This is a genomic window from Terrabacter carboxydivorans, assembly GCF_039532035.1.
GTDB classification, from domain to species: domain Bacteria; phylum Actinomycetota; class Actinomycetes; order Actinomycetales; family Dermatophilaceae; genus Terrabacter; species Terrabacter carboxydivorans.
The window spans coordinates 62,069-84,231 of sequence record NZ_BAAARE010000019.1 but is presented as its reverse complement, the minus strand read 5'-3'; the positions used below and the strand labels follow the sequence as shown (position 1 = coordinate 84,231).

The following is a 22,163-nucleotide window of genomic DNA, read 5'->3' as shown; positions in this document are numbered from 1 at the left end:
CCCGTCACCGGCGCCGGCCTGCCGCTGATCTCGCGGTGCCCGAGTTCAGCTGAAGGACCGGCGGGCTTCCGTCGACAGGGAGGGAGGCGCCGGGGCTCCGGCTCCCTTGTCTCCCCTGGCGGAATGTGGTTCCGTGGCGGGACCGTCCCCGCCGTTCGGCGAGGCACCACGACGAGGTGGTAGCGATGGGCTCGACGTATGACTACGTGATCGTGGGGGCGGGATCGGCGGGCGCCGTGGTCGCTGCCCGGCTGAGTGAGGACCCGGAGGTCCGGGTGTGCCTGCTGGAGGCTGGTGGCCCGCCGCCGCCTGCGGAGCTGGTGCCGGCCGCGGTCGCGAGCCTGCAGAACAACCCCGCGACCGACTGGATGTTCAATGGCGACCCGGGTGGGGTCGGCAAGGGCCTCGTCGGCGGCCAGATGATGGTGCCGCGAGGGAAGATGCTGGGCGGCTCGTCCGGCCTCAACTACATGGCCTACGTGCGGGGGCACCCCGGCGACTTCGACGCGTGGGCCGCCGGCGGCGCGGAGGGCTGGTCGTACAGCGAGGTCCTGCCCTACTTCCTCAAGGCCGAGGGCTTCGTCGACAGCCCCGAGCTGCACCCCGACCGCGAACAGCACGGCCACAACGGCCCGGTGGGGGTGTCGGTGCGCCAGCCGATCCTGCGCGCCTCGAACCAGTTCGTCGAGGCCGCGGGCGCCACGGGCCTCAAGCAGGGCGACTACAACGGGCGAGACCGCCTCGAGCCCGAGGGGGTGGCCTCGCTCTTCCAGACGACGACGAAGGACGGCCGGCGGACCTCGACCTTCCACGCCTACATCGAGCCGGCGATGGACCGCGAGAACCTCACCGTGGTCACCGGCGCACTCGTCGAGCGGATCCTCCTCGACGCGGACGGTGAGGCGGTTCGCGCCACCGGCGTCGCCTACCGCACCGAGGACGGCACCCACGAGGAGGTGACCGCGGGCACCGAGGTGGTGCTGTGCGCGGGCGCCATCGGGTCGCCGCACATCCTGCTGCTCTCCGGCGTCGGGGCCCGCGACGAGCTGGCCGCCGCCGGAGTCGACTGCGTCGTCGACCTCCCGGACGTCGGGCGCCACCTCAAGGACCACCTCCACACGCCCCTGATGTATGCCGCCGACGGCATCGGCGAGACGATGACCGAGGTCGCGATGTCGCTCGGGCCGGACGCCCTCCGCGCCCCGGCCGGTCCGCTCCCGGCCGACCCCGCCGACGACGTCGACCTCCCCGAGCCTCTCGCCGCGGCCAAGGCCCGAGGCCGAGCGACGCATCGGCGAGTGGTTCACCACCGGCCGCGGGCTCGCAGCGTCCTCGCTCTACGACGCCGTCGCTTTCTTCTCGACCGGGCTCGGCGACGCGCACACCCACGACGCGCAGATCGGCTTCCTCGCGACCGGCTACACGCCGCCGATCTGGGAGGCCGTCTTCCGGCTCCCGCCGTCGGCGTTCTTCGAGGACCCGGAGTCGTTCCTCGACCCGACCCGCGGCCAGGTCGTCGTGCTGCCCAATCCCGTGCAGCCCCACTCGGAGGGCTCGGTGAAGTTGGTGAGTGCGGACCCGGCCGTCCCACCCAGGATCGACCTCAACTACTTCGACGACCCGCACGACGTGAAAGTCATGATCGCCGTCATGCGCCGGGCGCTCGAGATCGCGAAGGCCTGGCCCGGCGGTGGCCTCGGTGACCCGGTCATCCCGCCGCACTTGGCGCGGGCCCACGGCCATGAGGCCGGCTCCGAGCCGAGCGACGAGCTGCTGGAGGACATGGCCCGCCACTACGCGCTGACCGTCTACCACGAGACGTCGACGTGCCGGATCGGCGAGGTCGTCGACCCTCGGCTGCGGGTGCACGGCATCGAGGCCCTGCGCGTGGCCGACGCGAGCGTCATGCCGAACGTCGTCAGCGGCAACACGAACGCCGCGACGATCATGATCGGCGAGAAGGCCGCCGAGATGATCGCCACCGACCACGGCGTCCACCTCCACGAGATGGTCGGCTGAGCGGCCGCCGGGTCGCGAGTCCTGGCTGGCGACGGCATACGCGTTTGGCCGCGCGGGACAGTGGGCACGGAGGGGGTATGCGGCTGCGTGACCACCACAAGGGAGACCTCGCCCTGACAGCACTGACCCTGACGGTCGCCGCGGCGACCGCTGCCAACGAAGCGGTCCGCTGGGCGGCGCGCCGTCGCACCCGTCCGGGCCCCTCCTCGACGCATGTGCGGCGCGGCACGTCGAAGTAGTAGCCCCGTCTCGATGGGCCGACGTGCTCGGATGAAGGGTTGTCTCAACGGTCAGAAGTGCCGGTACTGCGCACCCAACATGTCCGCACGCCGTGGATGGGAGTGACGAGTCCGCCTCAGCGGGCCTGGTCATAGGCCCGCACTTTAGTCAGAGGCCCGCAGCCTTCACTCCGTAGGCGGCCTGTGCATAAGTGAAGCCCTCGAACTGCAGTTGGCTGATGAGCCCGCTGCGAGAGAAGTGCTGGTAGTCGAGGTAATCCTGCGCCTTCTTCGCGGCCTGGTCATTCCAGTCGACCGTGATGTGATCGACCGCGTATGTCGCGTCTGCCTTGGGGAACTCTTCGAACTGCAATTGCTCGATCAGCCCCTTGCGGGAGAAGGCCTGGTAGTCGAGGTACTCCTGAGCCTTGCCGACGGCCTGCTCCTGTCCGGCGGTCCGAGCAGCTGCCTCCTCGGCCGCCCTCTTGGCGGCTGCATCAGCTGCCGCCTTCTTTTTCGCAGCTGCGGCGGCCGCGGCCTTCCTCTTCGCGTCCTCGACGGCCTTGGCCTTCGCGTCGGCGGCTGCCTTCTCCGCGGCGGCCTTGGCCTTCGCGTCCGCGGCGGCCTTGACCTTCGCATCCTCGGCGGCCTTGGCCTTCGCGTCGGCAGCTGCCTTGTCTGCAGCGACCTTGTCGAGCGAAGCTTGCACCGACGGTACGACGGTTGGGACTGCCGGCGTCGTTGCTGCGGGGGCTGATGAGCTCGAGGACACGATTGTGTCTGCGGTCGGAGTGGCCGCCGGTTGGTTGCCCTGCGTCGCGCCAATGACGATGAGGGTGACGACGACGCCCCCGGCCCAGAGCCCGGCCTTCTTGCCCAAGCTCATCCCCTTCTTGGGCGGCGGTGCGTCGGTGAGCCCGGTCACGGGCCGGCCTACGGGCGGCGGAAGATGCGGCTCACCCTGTGGCGCGGGCATGGGCTGGGTGTAGTAGTCACTCATGGGTTGGTCCCTGTCTTCGCGTCGCATTGTCGAATGTATGAGGACGCTGGCCCATGGTCGGTGCCCCCCTGTCCGGCCAGTTTCGGCCGCGAACGGGGCGTTGTCACAGGTTTGGGGGTTTCCGTCTGTTGTGCAATGCGCTTTCTCGACACCCTCGCGAAGATCGTCGGCTCGGTCTTGCGCCACAGATAGCCGTCCAGCATTCAGTAACAGCCCGCGGCACGGCCTCTAGGGTTGACGGGGGACGCGGGTATCCCTCATGGAACTCGTCGCCCTGGGGACCGTGGTGCGGCTGAGCCCGGATCAGAGCTGAATGCAGGTCGGTCGTGTCGCGACGGGATGGGCTATCTGCCACCGCAGTTCGGGAACGTGAAACGGCCGGGGTGCGACTCGTTGTCGCGGCCCGGCCGTTCCGCTCTCTGAACTGTCAGGGCAGGAGTGTGTGCTCCCCCGGGGCCAGCTCGACGGGGAGGCCATCGACGATGACCGTCGTGCCGCCGTCCTCGTCGAGCCCGGGCCGGAAGCGGATCGTGCCGTCGTCGTCGACGCCGGCGATCTCCGCGGTGACCCAGTCGAGGCGCCGCCCGGCCACCTCGAGCCCCAGGGGCAGGATGTGGCCCGACCGCGGCGGCACGCTCAGCGTCGCGCCCGCAGCGATCGGGGTGCCGTCGAGCGCCACCGTGACGGTCGCCGGGGCGCCCGAGGTGTTGATGACGTGCAGCGCCCGCTCGCCCTCGACGGTGCTCGTCGTCGTGGCGAAGACGCCCGGCCACTGCGTCTCGAGCCGCAGCCCTGGGTGCACCCCGAGGCTCGACAGTGCCCGGTCGAAGAGCACCGGGTCCGACGGCACCTGGGCGGCCAGCACGATGGCGCGCCCCTCGCCGAGCGGCACGTCGACGCCGCACACCGCGCCGTAGACGTCCGTCAGCACGACGTCGCCGCACTCGTGCTCGAGCTTCTGCACCCAACCGGCGCGCATCTCGGGCCACGGCTGCGCCCACCCGTGCGCGACGAGCGACGGGAAGTAGTGCCCGCTGTCTCGCACCACCTCACCGGCCGTCAGACCGAGAGCATCCGCCAGCACCGTGCACGACGACCCGTCGAGGTCCCGCTCCGGCACCCGCCCGAGCAGCACGAGGTTGCCCCCGGTCGAGACGTGACCGACGAGCCGCTCCTGCACGACGCGGGACAGGAACTGCCCCGACCCCACCAGCACCGTCGACCCCGGCGCCGGGTCACGGCGCTCGAGGTGCGTTGCGCCATAACGGAACCCGCCCAGCAGCAGCGACCGCGCCAGCGCCTTGCGCTCACCCGCGCCGCGGTGCGACGTCAGGTCGTCGACCACCTCTGTCATGACGTCGGACCCCGGGTGGTGGTACTCCGTCATGTACGCGTCGAGCACGAGCCCGAGCGACACGTCGTCGTGGTCCTCGTCCATCCGGGCCAGCCACGGCTCGTTCGCCTTGACCGCCCGCACACCGGCCGCGGTCGCCGAGTACGCGTACCCCCGCTGCCCCTCCGGGCCGACGGGCGAGGCCGTGCCGTGCCGCTCACCCGTGAAGCTCACCCGGTCGTTGCCATCACCCGCGGCCTCGTCGAGCGGCGGGTTGATGCCACCCGCGAAGAGGTAGTAGTTGATGAGCCGGTTGCCCTGCGCCAGACACAGCCTCGTCTTGAGGTCGGCCGTCGACGGGTCGTACTGCATCTCCGCCCCCGCGCCGTAGTCGCCCGAACCCGCCTCGAACTCGAGGGAGGTCAGCGGCTGGTCGCCGTCGTGCACGGCCGCCATGTAGGCGTTCATGACGTAGAGGTCGGTCATCGTGTTGAGCGTCGCCTCGCCTAGGTAGTGGTCCGACCCCGAGACCATCCCCGGGATGCCGGCATACGTGTCGACGAGCTGGCTGATGCCGATCGGGAACGGCGCGCCGTTGCCGCCCTCGGTGCCGTGGATGTTGATGAAGAACGGCACGCCCGCGACACCGCGCTCCTCGCACAGCCCGCGCAGCGCGGCCACATAGTCAGCGAACCGCTGCCGCATGAACAGCCCCAGGTCGAGCCGCAGCACGCCCGCCCACTCCTCCCTCGGCGAGCGCACGATCTCCGCCCAGCCGTCCTCACCCGGCGACACGGCATACGGCCCCGCCTCACCATGACGCGACCGCACGAAGTCACCGAACGACGCGACGAGCCCGTCGGTGAGGTCGGGTGAGTTCGTGACCCACGCGAGCATGCCGATCTCGTTGTCGAGCTGCACGCCGATGATCGGGCCACCGGCCTGCTGCAGCCGCGGCGCGAGCACCGGCATGATCGCGTCGAACCACCGCGCGGTCTCCGAGAGGAACGCGGGCGCCAGGTAGTCCACCGTGCGCGAGCTCACCTGCACGCCGTCCCAGCCGAGCGGCACGATCTCCGGGTGGTCGCGGTAGACGCGGAACGGGATGCCCTCGTTCTTCAGCTCGGCCATGATGAACGGCCCTGGTCGCGCGATGAACCGCAGCCCCTTCGACGCGGCGAGGTCGATGAACGCACCGATGTCGCGCTCGGGCCGCGTCGCCCCCGTGACGTCGAGCGTGCCGTCGGGCAGCTCGTGGAAGATCCACGGGATGTAGGAGGCGACGGTGTCGCAGCCCGCCTCGACGAGCAGGTCGAGCCGCTGCCCCCACTCGGCGCGCGCGACGCGGAAGTAGTGCACCTCCCCCGACATGACGATGGACGGCTCGCCGTCGATGCGGATCTGGCGGCGCGTGGTCTCGATCATGAGTCGTTCCTCACCGTGATGCTGACGGACTGGAGTCGGGCCGAGTCAGGCCCCGTGAGCAGGACGATCTCGCCCTCGTCGACGCGGGTCGTGAGGTCACGGCCTGCGTATGCCGTCTGCTCGGCGTCCACGTCGAAGGTGACCTCGCGTGCCTGGCCGGGCTCGAGGTCGACGAGCGCCCAGTCGGTCAGCTCGACCAGCGGGCGGGTCACCTCGGCGACGGGATCGCGGAAGTAGAGCTGGACGACCTCGCGGCACGGGCGGTCGCCGGCGTTCGTGACCGTCACCGTCAGCGTGACGGAACCTCCGACGGGCAGCGTCGGCGACGACACGACCGGAGCGCCGTACTCGACGCTCGTGTAGCTCAGGCCGAAGCCGAAGGGCAGCCGCGGGTAGGTGAGGGCGTCGATGTAACGGCCCTCCTCGTGGTCGACGTCGGCGCGGATGAGCCGGCCCGTCGGCCGCTGGTGCGTGCTCGTCGGGATGTGCCCGGTCGAGAGCAGGAAGGTCATCGGCAGCCGGCCGTGCGGCTCGATGTCGCCGAGCAGGACCGAGACGAGGGCGTTTCCGGCCTCGACGCCCGGGTGCCAGACGACGAGCACGGCGTCGGCGAGGTCGAGCACCTCGCTGAGGTCGAGCGGGCGGCCGGTGTAGACGACGGCGACGACCTGCTTGCCGAGCCGCGCGACGGCGCGAAGCACGTCGAGCTGCCCGTGCGGCAGGCCGATGTCGGTCACCGACTGCGCCTCGCCGGAGCGGGATGGGTGCTCGCCGAGCAGCAGCACCGAGGTCTGGGCGCGGCGCGCCTGCTGGAGCGTCACGTCGGAGAAGCGCCCGTCGGCCACGGTGACCCGGTCACCGAGCCGGGCCCGCATCGCGGCGCCGGGGCTGACGACGTCCTCGCCGCGCCCGTCGAGCACCCACGTGCCGAGCAGCGCGTCGCCCTCGTCGACGAAGGCGCCGCTGAGCAGCACCGACCCGCCGTCGGGCGACGCGTCGAGCGGCAGCACGCCGTCGTTCTTGACGAGCACGTGCGCGGCCTGGGCGGCCCGGAGCGCAACGGCCCGCGACTCGGCCGTCGGCGCGTTAGACGCACCCGGACGTGCGGCATACGGCCGCTCGAAGAGACCGAGGCGGAACTTCAGGCGCAGCACCCGGCGCACCGCGTCGTCGACGAGCGCGACATCGACCTCACCCGACTCGACGAGCTCCTCGAGGTGCGTGAGGTAGGCGCCCCCGCACATGTCGAGGTCGACGCCGGCGCGGATCGCGAGCACCGCGGCCTCGCGCAGGTCGGCCGCGACCCCGGCGTTGACGAGCTGGCCCACGCCGTTCCAGTCGGCGACGACCATGCCGTCGAAGCCCCACTCGCCCTTGAGCACGTCGCGAAGGAGGTGCTCGTGGGCGTGCATCGGCGTGCCGTCGACGTCGTTGAAGGCGGCCATGACGGTCGTGACCCCCGCGTCCACGGCCCACTTGAACGGGCGCAGGTGCAGGTTGCGCAGCGTGTTCTCGCCGACGCTGACCGTGTCGTAGTCACGCCCACCGGCGGAGAGCCCATAGCCCGCGAAGTGCTTGGCGCACGCAGCGAGCCGGTCCGGGTCGCTGACGTCGTCGCCCTGGAAGCCCCGCACGAGCCCCGCCGCGACCCGGCCCGCGAGCACCGGCGTCTCGCCGAGCGACTCGGCGACCCGGCCCCAACGCGGCTCCTCGGAGATGTCGACCATCGGCGCGAACGTCCACGCCACGCCGTCGACGACGGCCTCGCGGGCCGCGAGCTCGCCGATCTCCTCGGCGACGTCGGGGTCGAACGACGCGGCGATGCCGAGCGGGATCGGGCACACGGTGCGGTGGCCGTGGATGACGTCGCGGCCGAAGAGCAGGGGGATGCCGAGTCGGCTGCCCTCGACGGCGTGACGCTGGGCGGCGTCGATGTTGCCGACGAGCACGCCCTCGTCACGCTCGTTGCCGCCGGTCGGCCCGGACGCGTAGAGGCTCGAGCTGATCCGGCCCGACGCGATCTCGGCCGCGTCGGCGTCGGGGTCGATGTTGGCGACCTGGTGGGTCTGGCCGACCTTCTCGGCCAGGGTCATCGCGGTCATGAGCAGGTCGATGCGCTCCTCGACGGGCAGGCTGGCATCGAGCCACGGCCGCTCATCGGTGGGCGGCGTGGCGGTGACGTCGGTCATGTCAGTGGGTCTCCACGATGATCTCGGTGGCGGACAGCAGGTCCGCGGCGCGAACGGCCACCCCGGCCCGGCGGTAGGGGTTGGTCAGGGGTCGCAGGTCGAGCTCGCGCCCGCCTGCGGTGACGCGCCGCACGCCGTGGCCCTCGGCGCCGATGACGTAGCGGACCGTGAGGTCGGTGCCTGCCAGCGGCAGATGTGCGGTCAGCTCGTTCGCGGCGTCGGACGCCTCGGCCGGCGGCAGCACCGGGTCGATCTCGACGTCCTCGCCGCGCTGGCGGATGCCGAGCAGCACCTCCGTGACGAGCCGCAGCACGAGGCCCGGACCGGAGGAGTAGACGCGCCAGCCACCCTCGAGGGGGACGTCGCCGGCCATCAGCGCGGCATACCGCTCCGAGGCGTCGTAGCGGTCGCTGAAGACGCCGTCGGACGAGGAGTAGTAGCACGTCGTCTGCCGCGGGCGAGCCTGCGGCACCAGCGAGTCCAGCCCGACGGGGCTCGCCTTGGCCAACGCCGTCAGCAGCGCCGCACCGTCCCCGACGCGGGCCAGGGCCTCGGCGTAGCGCAGGTGGGCGTGCATGTACATCAGGCCGATCTCGCGGCCCCAGAAGGTGCTCGCCTCGGCGCGCTGGAAGACCGTCATCGGCCCGCCGACGTAGCTGACCGGGCGGTCGAAGAGGCGCGCGCCGTCGGGCCCGAGCAGGTGCTCCTCGATGAGGTCGAGGTGGTGGCGCGCCTGCTCCGGCGTCATGAGGTCGGCGCCGATCGCGTGGATCCACGGCAGCACGCCGTAGTGCAGGCCGGTGCGCTCGTCGCTCGGGTGCACGAGCGGCTCGAAGCGGCCGTCGTCGTGGTGCAGCAGGTAGCCCGGCAGGACCGGGTCGGCGGCGAGCTGGTCGAGCAGCGCGTCGTGGGTGCGCTCGGCGAGCTCGTCGGCGTCGGCGCCGAGGGTGGCCAGCTCTCCCAGTGCGCCGACGGCGTGCAGTCCCTCGGCGAGGGTGCGCAGCGACTGCGTCTGGAGCACCGCCGTCCACGTCGAGACGAGGTGTGCGGCGAGGTGGGGGTCGGCCGGCTGGAGCGAGTCGTTCCAGTCGCCGTGGCCGTATGCCGGCAGCGGGCTCCCGGGGACCGTGCTCGCGGCGATGCGGTCGACGGCACGACGCAGGTGCGCGCCCACCGTGGCCGGCTCGCCGAGCGCGTCGTCGCCGACGAAGGCGACCTGCTCGTCGAGGATGCTCGCGTCACCGGCCGTGCGCAGGTAGTCACCGGCGGCGAGCACGGGCCAGAAGACGACGTCGCCGTGCGAGTCCTGCTGGCCGGTCTCGGGCAGCGGCGGGAGGAACTCGAACGCCTGCGGCCAGTCGCCGCGGGAGTTCTGGGCGCGGAAGACGCGCAGCAGCACGTCGCGCACCGCGTCCTGGCGGCCGAGCGCGGTGAGCAGGCCGACCGGGCCCTGGCACACGTCGCGCGTGCCCCAGGCGCCGCCGGAGAACTGCTCGAGACCGCGCGGCGAGAGGTAGTGCACGAAGGCGTTGTGCGTGAACCACGGCAGCGCGGCCGAGAGGTTCGCGGCAGAGGCGCCGGCCGTGCCGAGCGACGAGCCGTCGAGGCTCACGGCGTGACCGGCCTTGTCCCAGAACGACGCCCCGAGGTGCTCACCCTTCGGGAGCACCTCGCCGGCTGCGGCGTCACCGGCCCCGGGGGCGGAGGTGACGACGACCTCGAGCTGCTCGCTCGGGTCGAAGAGCACGGTGAGCCAGCCCGGTCCGCGGCTGACGCCGTCGGCCTGGAGCCGGGCGTCGCCGACCTCGGCGCTGCCCCGGCCGGTCCACGACACGCGCCACGGACGGGGGTCGCCCGCGGTCGTGACGTCGAGGTGGTCCTCGCCGGTCGTGACGGACGGTGCGTCGGTGAGGTCGTCGGCGACCTGCATCGCGAGCAGCACCCGGCGGGGGGTCGCGCCGCGCTGGCCGACCGAGAGCGTCAGGGCGTGCTCGTCGGCGGGGGCGCTCGAGGTCACCGTGAGCACGGGACCCGAGGTGCCGGCATACCACCACGTGCAGTGGTCGAGACCCGTGAACCAGGCGCTCGGACCCTCGAGGAGGCTCCACGAGCCGTCGGCGTCCTCGACGAAGAGGCGCACGCCGTGGGCGCGCTGGAGGCCGAGGTAGGTGCGGCGACCCGTCGCGACGGGGTTGCGGCCGACGTGCCCGCGGGTGATCTGCGAGTGGAAGGTGCCGGCCATCCACACCGTCGAGGCGAGCGAGCGCGAGTCGGGGGTGAACGTGTCGCCGGTGCGGAGCAGGTGGCCGTGCGGGCGCAGGACCGCGAGCTCCTTGGCGGGCGTCACGAGCTGACCGCCGCGCACGGTCCAGGCGAGCTCGGTGCCGTCGGCGTCGGTCTCGACGTGGCTGCGACCGTCGACGAGGTCGGCGTCCTCGAGCTCGGCCCGGTCCAGGGGACGCGAGGCGAAGGCGGGGGCTGACGACCACAGCGTGGCGACGGTGGGCTCCGACGTGCGTGCCACGCTGTGGCCGGTCCGGGGGGAGCCGGGCGACGCCGGCGCGGTGGCGGCGCCGCTCTCCAGCGCCACCTCGGCCCAGTGGGCGTCGGCGTCGGAGGTCGCCTCGGGGTGGTCCTCGAGGGCGATGCCCCAGAAGCCGGTGCGGTGCGTGTCGGCCGGCGCGATCGTGGCCGGTGCGTCCTGCAGCGCGATGAGCGAGTGCTCGTGCTGCAGGCGGGCACTGGGCAGCTCGGCCGCGTCGAGGCCGGGCCACTGCACCCCGTGAGCGGTGCGCCGCACGAGCTGGAGCGCGTCGGTGGCCCAGCCGGTGCCGGTGCCCGACGTGCCGACCATGAGCCACGGCACGCGCTGGCCGGGCATGTTCTGCCGCACGGCGATGGCCGTGCCGTTGCCGTCGGTGGTGACCGGGGTGAGGTCGAGGTACTGGCTGACGTAGTACTCGTTGGTGCGCACCGCGCTGAGGGGCGCGAGGGCCGGGTCGTGGGTGAGCACGACGTCGGCGGTCACCGGCTCGCCTGACGTGTTGGTCAGCTCGAGGTCCCAGTGCCACGTCGCCTGCTCGTCACCGAGGCGCAGCACGAGGCGGTAGTCGAGGGCCTCGTGCCGGCCGGTCACGGTCACGCAGCCGTCGACGGCGGTGACGACCGAGCCGCTTCCGGGCCCCAGCAGCGCCAGGCGGCGTGTGCCGTCCGGCCGGTGCACGCGCAGGTGCACGTTGGTCAGGCCCGCCTCCGCGACGGTGGCCGGGTGCAGCAGCAGGCTCGTGCCGAAGGCCTCGAGCCGGCGCAGCGCACCGTTGTCGAGCACCTCGGCGAAGAGCGTGGCGCGGCTCTCGAGGGGATGGACCGCCTGCGCGGTCAGGACGGCGTTGTCGTCGAGCACCCTTCCTGTCTACCAGCGGGCCTGTTTTCACTCCATAGCGAATCCCCTTGAAAACAAATGAAAGTCACGCTGCGCACGAAGGACCCCATGAAAGTAGTTACATGCTTCCAGAGCGTTGACAGTCGTCATGAGGGCGCACCTAATCTGACAAAAAATCCCCCTGACGGAGGTCCGCAATGACGCGAACTCGCACCAAGCCCACGTTGATCCTGACCGGCCTCACGGCCGCAGCCCTCGCCCTGACCGGCTGCGCCGGCAGCGCCTCACAGAAGGACAGCAAGGCGTCGGCCGACGGCATGATCGCCCAGCTGACGTTCCCGTCGGAGGCCGACGCGGCCGTCGGTGGCCTCGTGAACTACAACCCCAACTCCCCCAAGCCGCTCACCGCCACCTGGCTCTACGAGCCGCTCATCGTGCGCAACAGCCTCACCTGCGAGGAGACGCCCTGGCTCGCGACGAAGTCGACGTGGGAGGGCGGCAACAAGCTGACCTTCGACATCCGTGACGGCGTCAAGTGGAGCGACGGGCAGGCCTTCACGGCCAAGGACGTCGCCTTCACCTTCAACCTCATGAAGCAGTACCCGGCCTTCGACAAGGCCGGCGTCTGGAACAACACCTTCGGCGCACCCGCCAAGTCCGTGACCGCGCAGGGCAACCAGGTCGTCTTCGAGTTCACCGGCAACGCCGCCCCGAAGTACGACGGCATCATCGCCACGAAGATCCTCCCCGAGCACGTCTACTCCAAGGTCGGCGACCCGACGAAGTACGTCGACAAGACCCCCGTCTCCACCGGCCCCTACAAGGTCGGCAGCTACAACGGCCGCCGCCTCGTGCTCGAGCGCCGCGCCGACTACTGGCAGGCCGACAAGGTCAAGGTCCAGAAGATCGTCCTCGAGGGGCAGTACGACGCAGCCCAGGCGGCGCTCAAGCTGCGCGCCGGCCAGCTCGACGCGTACTACGGCGAGATCCCCAACCCGAAGAAGACGTTCGTCGACGCGGACCCGAAGAACAACCACTTCTACTACGCCCCCAACGGCATGACCGTGCTGACGGGCAACGACGAGCAGAAGCCGTTCAGCGACGTGAAGTTCCGCGAGGCCATCTCCTACGCGATGAACAAGCAGGACATGTCGCTCAAGGCGACGTACGGCGTCATGAAGCCCGCCAGCCAGACCGGCCTCAAGCTGCCCTCGATGGCCTCGCTCGTCCCGGCCGAGTACTCCGGCGAGGACACGGTCCTGCCGTTCGACCTGGCCAAGGCCAACTCGATGCTCGACGCCGCCGGCTACAAGAAGGGCGCCGACGGCAAGCGCACCAACCCCGACGGCTCGCCGCTCTCGGTCAACTTCTCGGTCCAGGCCGGCTTCATCGACTACCAGGCCATCGCCGACGTCGTCGTCAAGGGCCTCAACGACGCCGGGGTCAACGCCAAGGTCACCGCCTCGGCCCCCGACTCGGTCGACGGGCAGAAGAAGACCGGCGACTTCCAGCTGATGCTCGAGTACCTCCACGGCGGCTGCGAGCTGGCCAAGAACATCGGCGCCAAGCTCTCGAGCACGCAGATCCCGACGAAGACCGACATCTTCCCGAACGTCCAGCGCTTCAAGGACCCCGCCGTCGACGCCGCGGTCGCCAAGCTAGCCTCCGACACCGACAAGGAGTCGCAGAAGCGCGACCTCGCGCCGCTCGTCGAGACGATGATGACGAAGTTCCCGGTCACCGCGCTCATCTACGCGCCCGCCCGCATCCTCTACCGCACCGACAAGGCCGTCGGCTGGCCGAGCGAGGACAACGCGTACGCGAACCCGCAGGACGACAAGCTGCTGGTGCTGACGCACCTCACTGCCCCGAAGTGACCCACCGGAGTCGGACCGGGACGGCTCAGCGAGCCGTCCCGGCCCGGGTCGGGAGGCCCAGATGACTTATTTCGCAAGGAAGTTCGGCTTCTTCTTGGCCACCCTGTGGGCGGTCTTGACGCTGAACTTCCTCATCCCTCGGCTCCAGCCGGGCGACCCTGCCGAGATCATGGTCAAGCGCCTGGCCGGCAAGGACGCTGCGCTCGACCCCGCGCAGGTCAAGGCGATGCGAGCCATGCTCGGCGCGCCCGACGGCTCCCTCTGGAACCAGTACGTCACCTACCTCGGTGAGCTCGTGCACGGCAACTTCGGACTGTCCTACACCTACTACCCCTACAAGGTCACCGACGTGATCGGGCAGGCGTTCTGGTGGACGGTCGTGCTCGTCGTCGTGACGCAGGTCGTGTCGTTCGTCGTCGGCGTCGTCCTAGGGGCGTATGCCGCGTGGCGCCGCAACTCGCGCCTCGACTCGATCGTGACGCTGGGCTCGACGTTCCTCGGGACGCTGCAGCCCTTCTGGATCGGCCTGCTGCTGCTCTACGTCTTCGGCTACAGCCTCGGCTGGTTCCCGACGTCGGGCGGCTACGAGGAGTCGACGCCCGGCTTCAACTGGCCGTTTATCCAGGAGGCGGTCTCGCACTCCTTCCTGCCGGCGCTCGCGCTGCTCATCGTCACGCCGATCGGCTGGATCCTCGGCATGCGCAACACGATGATCATGAACCTCGGCGAGGACTACATCCGTCTCGCCAAGGCCAAGGGTCTGCGCGACCGTGACGTCGCCCTGCGGTATGCCGCGCGCAACGCCCTGCTGCCCAGCGTGACGGGCTTCGCCCTCGCCCTCGGCGGCGTCCTGGGCGGGGCGATCCTCGTCGAGACCGTCTTCGACTACCCGGGTCTCGGCCGCCTCATGGGCGAGGCCGTGCAGAACAAGGACTACCCGCTGCTGCAGACGCTGATGCTGCTGACGACGGCGGGAGTCCTCGTCGCGAACCTCGCGGCCGACCTGCTCTACGGAGTGCTCGACCCGCGGGCCAGGAGGGCCGAAGCATGACGACCGACACCACGCCGACGCCGACCCCCGGCGAGGACTTCATGGCCACGAGCGCGTTGGCCCAGCCCGGGCCGGACCTCGCGGTCGAGCAGGTCAGCGACACGGCCCGACCCGACCAGTGGTGGCAGGTGGTCTGGAGCAGCAAGAAGGCCCGGGTCGGCGTCGTCATCCTCGCCGTCTACGTGCTCGTGGCGATCTTCGCTCCGCTCATCGCGCCGCAGGACCCGCTCGACAGCTCGTTCACGCCGCTCGACGGCCCGAGCGCGACCAACTGGCTCGGCACGACGACGAGCGGCCAGGACATCGCCAGCCAGCTCATCTACGGCTCGCGCATCTCATTGATGGTCGGGCTCTTCGCCGGTCTGATCTCCACCGTCATCGCGACGGTCATCGGCCTCATCTCCGGCTACGCCGAGGGCACGATCCTCGACGACCTGCTCTCCTTCGTCACCAACGTCGCCCTCGTCATCCCGGCGCTGCCGCTCATCATCACCCTGGTGGCGTACTCCGAGGTGCGCGGCATCTGGCTCATCGTCGGCGTCATCTCGATCACCTCGTGGGCCGGCGCCGCCCGGGCCAAGCGCGCGCAGATCATCAGCCTGCGCAACCGCGACTTCGTGACGGCCGCCAAGTTCTCCGGCGAGGGCACGTGGCGCATCGTCTTCCGCGAGATCATGCCCAACATGACCTCCCTCGTCGCGGCGAGCTTCGTCGGCGCGGCCACCGGCGCGATCGGCGCCGAGGCGGGTCTCGCCGCCCTCGGCCTCGGCGACAGCCAGAGCGTCTCGTGGGGCACGATGCTCTACCAGTCCAACGCCCAGGGCGCGATCGCGCAGGGCCTGTGGCTGTGGGTCTTCGTGCCCGGCCTCGTGCTCGCGATCCTCATGACCGCCATGACGTTCATCAACTTCGGCGTCGACCTGCTGAGCAACCCGCACCTGAGGGAGGACGCATGACCCTGCTCGACGTCCGCGACCTGAGCGTCCGCTACGAGCCCAAGGCGGGCCGGCCCCTCGATGCCGTGCAGGAGGTCAGCTTCGGCATCGAGCCCGGCGAGTTCGTCGGCCTCATCGGCGAGTCCGGCTCGGGCAAGACGACGCTCGGCACGGCGCTGCTGCGCCTGCTCCAGCGCCCCGGCCGCATCAGCGGCGGCGCGATCACCTTCGACGGCACCGACATCACCGACCTGCCCGAGGACGACCTGCGCGCCCTGCGCTGGCGCGACATCTCGACGGTCTTCCAGAGCAGCATGAACTCGCTCAACCCGGTGGTCCGGGTCGAGGGGCAGTTCCGCGACGCCATCGAGCAGCACTCCTCGCTGCGGGGCGAGGCGGTCACGCGACGCATCCGCGAGCTCTTCGAGATGGTCATCATCGACCCGAAGTTCATGACGGCCTTCCCGCACGAGCTCTCGGGCGGCATGCGCCAGCGCGTCAACCTCGCCCTGGCCCTCGCGCTCGAGCCGAAGTTCATCCTCCTCGACGAGCCGACGACCGGCCTCGACGTCGTCGTGCAGCACTCGATCCTCGAGAACGTGCGGCGCCTGCAGGCCGAGCAGGGCTTCGCCGTGCTCTTCATCAGCCACGACATCGGCACCGTGCTCGACCTCTCTGACCGCATCCTCGTGATGTATGCCGGCCGCATCGTCGAGGACCAGAGCGCGGGTGCGCTCCTGCGGGAGCCGCTGCACCCCTACACGAAGGGCCTGCTCGGCTCCTACGGAGACCCGCGCCAGGAGACGGTGAAGATCACCTACGTCCCCGGCCGGCCGCCGGACCTCAGCCTGCCGATGGTGGGGTGCAGCTTCGCGGCGCGGTGCCCCGAGCGCATCGAGCTGTGTCTCGAGAAGGACCCGCCGCTCGTGCCGCTCGAGGGCGGGCGCGCCGCGTGCCACGTGGCGGTGCTCCAGCGCGAGGAGGGCGGGGCCGGCCCGCACGGCGAGCCGAAGCGCGGCTTCGAGGGACCCCAGTTCGTCAAGACGGCCGACGAGTCGCGCAGCGCCCTGGCGGGTGACGTCGTCCTGTCGGTCGAGGGCGTCGGCAAGGTCTTCGAGCGGCGTCGCGGTTTCACCGTCACGCGCACCGAGGCCGTGGCCGACGTCAGCTTCGAGCTGCGCCGGGGCGAGGTGACGGCGCTCGTCGGCCAGAGCGGCAGCGGCAAGTCGACGCTCGCGCGGATGATCACCGGCGTCGAGAGCCCGACGTCGGGCCGGATCGTCTTCCACGGTCCCCACGGCGACAAGCAGGTCTCGGGCTTCCGCGGCCGGGCCCTGCGTGACTACCGCAGCGACGTGCAGATGGTCTTTCAGGACCCCTACAGCTCGATCAACCCGGCCAAGCGCCTCGGCTACGTGCTGTCGCGTCCGCTGGCCAACTACCACGGCCTCAAGGGCGAGGCCCTGCGCGAGCGGGTCATGGAGCTGCTCGAGCGGGTCGCGCTGACGCCGGCCGACCGGTTCGTCAACCGCTACGGCTACGAGCTGTCCGGCGGGCAGCGCCAGCGCGTCATCATCGCCAAGGCGCTCGCGGTCGAGCCGCGGATCATCGTCGCCGACGAGCCGATCTCGAGCCTCGACGTGTCGATCCGCGCCGAGGTGCTCGAGCTGCTCAATGACCTCGTCAAGGAGAACGACGTCGGCATCCTCTACATCACCCACGACCTGCTGAGCGCGCGCATGCTCTCCGACGAGGTCATCGTGCTCAACAACGGCCGGGTGGTCGAGCAGGGGCCGACCCTCGACGTCATCCGCGACCCGAAGGACGACTACACGCGCACCCTGCTCGACGCGATCCCCAACCCGTTCTGAGGCGTCCAGCCGTGCTCGTCCGAGTTGTGCAGCCCGACGCGCCCGTGCACTCTGGTCCCGGAAGAGGGAGCCTGGGTGTCCACCGAGCACGACGACGCGCGACCGGTCACGATCTACACCGTGGCCGAGCGTGCCGGCGTGTCCATCGCCACGGTGTCGCGGGTGCTGAGCGGGTCGACCCCGGCGTCGGCGATGACCCGGCAGCGGGTGCTGCGGGCCGTCGAGGACCTCGAGTACGTCCCGCTCCGGGCCGGCCGCACCGTCGACGTCCCGTCGCACCAGACGCACGGGCTCGTGCTGCCGGGGCTCCGGGGCCCCTACTACTCCGAGCTGCTGTCGGGCTTCGAGTCGACGGCGGCCCGCGACGGCCAGTCGGTGGTCGTGGTCGTGTGCGACGCCTCGAAGGACGCCGAGGCCTCGGTGCGCAAGATGCTGGGCCGCATCGACGGCATCGTCATCGCCAACGACACCATCAGCGACACGATGGTGCGCCAGATCGTCAGGACCACCCCGACGGTGCTCGTGGCCCGCGACGCCATCGAGGGCTGCGACGCGGTCCAGGTCGAGAACTTCATCAGCTCGGCCGAGCTGACCCGGCACCTGCTCGAGCACGGCCGCAAGCGGCTCGTCTTCGTCGGCGACCCGGACACCTCGCACGACGTCTCGGAGCGCTACCGCGGCTTCCAGCACGCCCTGACCCGGGGCCGGGGCGCCGAGGTGACCGGGCCGATCCGGGTGCAGTACGAGGAGACGTCGGGACGGCAGGTCATGGACGAGCTGCACGCTGCGGACGCGGCGGGCGCCGCGGTCGACGGGCTCGTCTGCGCCAACGACGAGCTGGCGCTCGCCACCATGGTGCTGTTGCGCCGCGAGGGCCGTCGGGTGCCCGACGACCTCACGGTGGTCGGCTTCGACGACATCATGACCTCGCGCTACCTCGCGCCGGGGCTGACCACGGTGCAGCAGCCGATGCGCGAGCTCGGCCGCTGGGCCGCGATCCGGCTCCACGAGCGCATCGGCGGCCGCACGTTCGACGTGCACCCGCAGGTGCTGCCCACCCGCATGGTCGTGCGGGGCTCGTGCGGCTGCGACTGGGACCAGACCTCGGTCGCCGGCGCCTGACCCCCACCGCCGCATCGCGCGGCGCCCCGACCCGACCTCGCTCCGGCATTCCCAGCTCAGTCCGGCGACATGTCGACGGAGCGAGCGCTCTTCACCGGACTCAGCCCGCTTCCGCGCTCTCCCCGTCATAGCGGGTGAGCACTCGACGCCACCTTCTCCACAGACACCAAGGACTCTCGTATGCCGTCTCGCACCCTCCTGCTCCGCTGGGCCGCCGACACGTGGCGCTCGTTCGAGGCCATGACCGACCCCGACACCGGCCTGCCGACCGACAGCATCGCCGACTCGCTCGACCCGGCGACCCGCAGCGGCTACACCTCCCCGACCAACATCGGGGGCCTGCTCTGGTGCACCGTCGCGGCTCGTGACCTCGGGCTCGTCGCCGTCGACGAGGCCCACGACCGGCTCGCCCTCCTGCTGGGGACTCTCGCCGGCATGGAGGTGCACGACGAGTCCGGGATGTTCTTCAACTGGTACGACGACCGGACCGGCGCCCTGATGCGGCGGATGCCCGACAGCGGTCACGAGGTCCACCAGTTCCTCTCGAGCGTCGACAACGGCTGGCTCGCGGCCGGCCTCATGGTCGTGGCCGCTGCCGAGCCCCGCCTCTCGGGTCCTGCCCACGCGGTGCTCGACCGCATGCACTTCGGCGTCTTCCACGACGCCGCCGCCGGCCCCGAGGGTCCGGGTGGGCGCCTCACCGGCGGCTTCTGGGTCGACGACCCGGGCCAGGAGACGCGTCGCGCCTCCTTCGTCACCGGGCACGCCGAGGTCCTCCACACGCGGCACCACTACGACCTGCTCGACTCCGAGCCCCGGATCGCGAGCTACGTCGGCATCGCCCACGGCCAGATCCCGCCCGAGCACTACGCCGCCCTCGACGCACCGCTGCGGCACTACCGCGGCCGCGACGTCGTGCCGACCTTCGGCGGCTCGATGTTCGAGGCGCTGATGCCGACCATCTTCGTGCCCGAGGCGGCCTGGGCGCCCGACACGTGGGGCGTCAACGAGGCCCGGACCGTGGCCCTGCAGCGCGAGTACGCCCTGGACGAGAAAGGTTACGGCTACTGGGGATTCAGCCCATCGGCCTGTCCCGGGGAGGGGTACTCCGTCTTCGGCGTGCCGCCCATCGCGTGGGAGACCGACGGCTACCCGAGCGAGCGTGACGGCGAGGTCGTCGTCACGCCGCACGCGTCGGCGATGGCGCTCATGGTCGAGCCCGAGGCCTCCGCCGACAACCTCGTCCGGATCGAGCGCGACCTCGGCGCCTACGGTCCCGGCGGCTTCATCGACGCCGTCGACACCCGGACCGGGCGGCACGCCCGCCGGCACCTGTCGCTCGACCAGTCGATGGTGCTCGGCTCGCTCGCCAACGTGCTCGCCGACGACTGCCTGCGCCGCTGGTTCGCCACCCCGGAGGTCGAGGCCGTGCTGCGCCCCGTCGTGGCCGCCCGCGACATGCCCCTGACCGGACCCGCCTGACCGCACCCGCCCGCCGGGTCGTGGAGCTCCACCGGCACCTGAGGCCTGGACAGCTCCACGACCTGTCGGCGCGGCCGGTCGTACGCTGGTGGGGTCCCGCAGCGGACGAGAGGCGGTGTCACGAGCATGTCGCAGTGGCGAGAGCAGTGGGCGGAGCCGGAGTGGGTCACCCTCCGGCTCGCCCCAGTCTGGCTGCTCAGCGCCCTCGCCGGCCGCATCCGCTTCGACGACGACGAGCGCGGAGCCTTCTGGGACGCCGTGACCGACGCAGCCCTGCGCAGCACCGGCCCCGGGCGCGAGCTGCTCGGCACCGCCGCGGCCGGGCGTCGTTGGCTCTTCGACGAGTTCGAGCTCGACGGGCGTCCGGTGGTCTCCGGGCTGCTGGCCGTCACGCGCCTGCTCGAGCGCATGGACCCCGGCACCCGCGACGACGTGCGCACCAGCATCCTGCGGGTCGGTACCGGCGTCGCCCGCGCCCGGGGCCACTACGGCCGCAGGATGACCCTCGAGGACGAGCAGACGCTCCTGCTCGTCGCGCAGCTGCTCCAGACGGCGCCCGAGACCCTGAGCGACAACCCGCTCAACTCCCCGGCCACGATCTGAGCGGCGCCGACGTCCGCGACGGGCCATCCGGCATACGCGGACGTTGCGGGCATACGATCGCCGGGTGGGCGCGGTCGAGCAGACTGGCCGGGCGCCCGCCGTCGTCAACGGTGCCCGCACGCCGGGCAGGAAGGACGCAGGGGAACCTATGTCTGACAAGCAGATCGGCCGCGAGATCGGCCAGGCCCTCGGGGCCAACCTCACCCGGCGCTCGCTGTTCGCGCTCGGCGGCGCAGCAGCCGTCACGGGGGCGCTCGCCGCGTGCGGCAGCAACACCGGACGCGAGCCGGCCGCGACCGGCGGTGGTGCGAGCGGCGGCGGCAGCGGGGCCACGATCAACCAGTGGTACCACCAGTACGGCGAGGCCGGCACGCAGCAGGCCGTCGAGAAGTACGCCGCGGCCTACAAGGACGCCACCGTCAAGGTCAGCTGGAAGCCCGGCGACTACGACCAGTCCACGGCCGCCTCGCTGCTCACCGACGCCGGGCCCGACGTCTTCGAGTACGGCAACGGCCCCACCATCGACATGATCAAGGGCGGCCAGGTCGTCGACCTCACCGACCTCATCGGTGACACGAAGTCCGACTTCAACCCGAGCATCCTCGAGCGCATGACCTACCAGGGCAAGACGTATGCCATCCCGCAGGTCGTCGACATGCAGCTGCTCGTCTACCGCAAGTCGATGCTCGACAAGGCCGGCATCGCGCCGCCGCAGACGATCGACGAGCTCATCGCCGCGGCCAAGAAGCTGACCCAGGGCAACGTCAAGGGCCTCTTCCTCGGCAACGACGGCGGCGCCGGCCTCATGGGCGGCCCGATGCTGTGGTCGGCCGGGCTCGACTACCTCACCAAGGACAACCAGTTCGGCTTCGACGACCCGCGCGCGGCGACGGCCCTCGGCAAGCTCCGTGAGATGTGGGACGCCAAGGTGCTGCTGCTCGGCGCGCCCAAGGACTGGTTCGACGCCTCGGCGCTGACCTCCGGCCTGACCGCCATGCAGTTCACCGGCCTGTGGACCTTCCCCGACATCAAGAAGGGCCTCGGCGACGACTTCGGCGTCATGGCCTGGCCCGCGCTCGACGGCAGCGGCAAGGCCTCAGTGCCCGTCGGTGCCTACGGCTCGTGCGTCAGCGCCAAGAGCAAGGACGTCGCGGCCGCCAAGAAGTTCGCCAAGTGGCTCTGGATCGACCAGACCCAGGACCAGCTCGACTTCGCGACGGCCTACGGCTTCCACATCCCGTCCCGGACGAGCCTCATCAGCCAGGCCTCGACCCTCAAGAGCGGCCAGGCGGCCGACGCGGCCAAGCTCGCGACCGACGTCGGCCACGCGCAGAGCCCGATTCTGTGGACGCCCAAGTGCGCCACGGCCTTCGGCGACGCGATGAACCGCATCGTCAAGGAGGGCGCCGACCCGGCCGGCGAGATCGCCAAGGTCAAGGCCGTGGCCGACCCCGAGCTGAAGCGGGTCCTCGCCTGACAGCGCAGGCCGACCCGGCGGCATACGACCACGCCGCGCAGCGGCAGGCGACCGACCCGGCGACGCCGCCTCCCAGAGACGGGAGGCCGTCGCTCGGTCGGCGCCTGCGCGGGCGCCAGGACCGCAACCTGTGGTTCTGGGTCTTCGTCGGGCCGTTCGTCATCGGGCTCATCGTCTTC

14 protein-coding genes are annotated in these 22,163 nt (G+C 71.1%); 10 read left to right on the top strand and 4 right to left on the bottom strand.

The window, feature by feature from the left end; genetic code table 11:
* Positions 1–185: 185 nt before the first annotated feature.
* A complete protein-coding gene (locus ABD297_RS18745) occupies positions 186–1,703 on the top strand; it encodes a GMC family oxidoreductase (protein WP_344256606.1) in 1,518 nt (505 codons plus the stop codon).
* Positions 1,597–2,019, top strand: a complete 423-nt coding sequence (locus tag ABD297_RS18740) for a GMC oxidoreductase (protein ID WP_344256618.1) — start codon at positions 1,597–1,599, stop codon at positions 2,017–2,019. The genes ABD297_RS18745 and ABD297_RS18740 overlap by 107 nt, the downstream gene beginning before the upstream one ends.
* A gap of 387 nt (positions 2,020–2,406) precedes the next feature.
* Here the strand turns inward: ABD297_RS18740 and ABD297_RS18735 are convergent, their stop codons facing one another.
* The 4 genes from ABD297_RS18735 to ABD297_RS18720 form a co-directional block, all read right to left on the bottom strand.
* Complete coding sequence (locus ABD297_RS18735) at positions 2,407–3,237, bottom strand: Ltp family lipoprotein (RefSeq protein WP_344256605.1); 831 nt, start codon at positions 3,235–3,237, stop codon at positions 2,407–2,409.
* A gap of 427 nt (positions 3,238–3,664) precedes the next feature.
* On the bottom strand, positions 3,665–5,995 hold the full coding sequence (locus ABD297_RS18730) for a beta-galactosidase (protein WP_344256604.1): 2,331 nt from the start codon (positions 5,993–5,995) through the stop codon (positions 3,665–3,667).
* The gene (locus ABD297_RS18725; protein ID WP_344256602.1) at positions 5,992–8,184 is read right to left on the bottom strand and encodes a glycoside hydrolase family 3 N-terminal domain-containing protein; all 2,193 of its coding nucleotides are present in this window, start codon (positions 8,182–8,184) and stop codon (positions 5,992–5,994) included. Before ABD297_RS18725 ends, ABD297_RS18730 begins: the two co-directional genes overlap by 4 nt.
* A 1-nt stretch (position 8,185) precedes the next feature.
* Positions 8,186–11,587 carry a GH36-type glycosyl hydrolase domain-containing protein gene (locus ABD297_RS18720; protein ID WP_344256601.1) on the bottom strand — a complete coding sequence of 1,134 codons (3,402 nt, stop codon included), beginning with the start codon at positions 11,585–11,587 and terminating at the stop codon, positions 8,186–8,188.
* A gap of 176 nt (positions 11,588–11,763) precedes the next feature.
* Here ABD297_RS18720 and ABD297_RS18715 point away from each other — a divergent pair, with 176 nt between their 5' ends.
* The 8 genes from ABD297_RS18715 to ABD297_RS18680 all read left to right on the top strand — a co-directional run bounded on the left by ABD297_RS18715 (position 11,764) and on the right by ABD297_RS18680 (position 21,984).
* A complete protein-coding gene (locus tag ABD297_RS18715; RefSeq protein ID WP_344256600.1) occupies positions 11,764–13,443 on the top strand; it encodes an ABC transporter substrate-binding protein in 1,680 nt (559 codons plus the stop codon).
* 61 nt (positions 13,444–13,504) lie between these two features.
* A complete protein-coding gene (locus ABD297_RS18710) occupies positions 13,505–14,494 on the top strand; it encodes an ABC transporter permease (RefSeq protein ID WP_344256598.1) in 990 nt (329 codons plus the stop codon).
* Complete coding sequence (locus ABD297_RS18705) at positions 14,491–15,450, top strand: ABC transporter permease (RefSeq protein ID WP_344256597.1); 960 nt, start codon at positions 14,491–14,493, stop codon at positions 15,448–15,450. Before ABD297_RS18710 ends, ABD297_RS18705 begins: the two co-directional genes overlap by 4 nt.
* A complete protein-coding gene (locus ABD297_RS18700; RefSeq protein ID WP_344256595.1) occupies positions 15,447–17,300 on the top strand; it encodes an ABC transporter ATP-binding protein in 1,854 nt (617 codons plus the stop codon). The genes ABD297_RS18705 and ABD297_RS18700 overlap by 4 nt, the downstream gene beginning before the upstream one ends.
* A 75-nt stretch (positions 17,301–17,375) precedes the next feature.
* Positions 17,376–18,422: a LacI family DNA-binding transcriptional regulator gene (locus tag ABD297_RS18695; RefSeq protein WP_344256593.1), complete on the top strand. Its 1,047-nt coding sequence runs from the start codon at positions 17,376–17,378 to the stop codon at positions 18,420–18,422.
* A 180-nt stretch (positions 18,423–18,602) separates the two neighbouring features.
* Positions 18,603–19,904, top strand: a complete 1,302-nt coding sequence (locus ABD297_RS18690; protein ID WP_344256592.1) for a glucoamylase family protein — start codon at positions 18,603–18,605, stop codon at positions 19,902–19,904.
* Positions 19,905–20,030: 126 nt separating this feature from the next.
* Positions 20,031–20,507 carry a hypothetical protein gene (locus ABD297_RS18685; RefSeq protein WP_344256591.1) on the top strand — a complete coding sequence of 159 codons (477 nt, stop codon included), beginning with the start codon at positions 20,031–20,033 and terminating at the stop codon, positions 20,505–20,507.
* Between the two features lie 148 nt (positions 20,508–20,655).
* Positions 20,656–21,984: an ABC transporter substrate-binding protein gene (locus ABD297_RS18680; protein ID WP_344256590.1), complete on the top strand. Its 1,329-nt coding sequence runs from the start codon at positions 20,656–20,658 to the stop codon at positions 21,982–21,984.
* The last annotated feature ends 179 nt before the right edge of the window (positions 21,985–22,163 follow it).